Origin of the sequence: Gordonia sp. CPCC 206044, from assembly GCF_048537895.1 — a bacterium.
Taxonomy (GTDB): Bacteria; Actinomycetota; Actinomycetes; order Mycobacteriales; family Mycobacteriaceae; genus Gordonia.
Map to the genome: position 1 here is coordinate 1 of NZ_JBCLVL010000043.1, position 506 is coordinate 506.

The 506-nt window shown below is 64.6% G+C and carries 1 protein-coding gene; it reads right to left on the reverse strand.

Annotated elements, in window-relative coordinates; all coding sequences use genetic code 11:
* Positions 1–506 (reverse strand): DUF222 domain-containing protein (locus tag AAFP35_RS26250; protein ID WP_419224624.1); only part of this gene is annotated, 506 nt, incomplete at both ends.

Sequence of the window (506 nt, forward strand, 5' to 3'; positions counted from 1 at the left end):
CCGTGTGACCAGTAGATGATGTGGTGACACTGGGTATATCCGGCGGCGGCTCCGCATTTCACACAGCATTGATCACGCACGATCAACGCTCTACGCTGCTGGACGGTGAACAACCTCGCTGCGTTGCTCACGTCGAGGGGCGCGCCGTGCTCGTCGAGGTCGAACACGGTGACGGCGGAATCACACGCCACCAGATGTGCGCTGGTTTGGGAGACGGGCCCCAACCATTCCAGCGTTGCCCGATCGGGGTGGTCGGCGGGCACGGTCAGATTCACCTGTGTTTTCGGGGCGACCACCATGTCGGCGTCACCGCTGCGAGTGGCTTTGGCCGCGGCGTCGAGGATCATCTCCAACGCGTCAGCGCGTCGTTGTCCGGCTGACCGGGCGTCGGGCGACCCGTCGGGCTCGGGTCGCTTCTTCGCGAGGGATTCGACGGCGGAGATGAGTTTCTCCCCGGTGACGATGTCGAGGTTGGCGAACACCTCCAACCGGCCATCGGCAGTCGG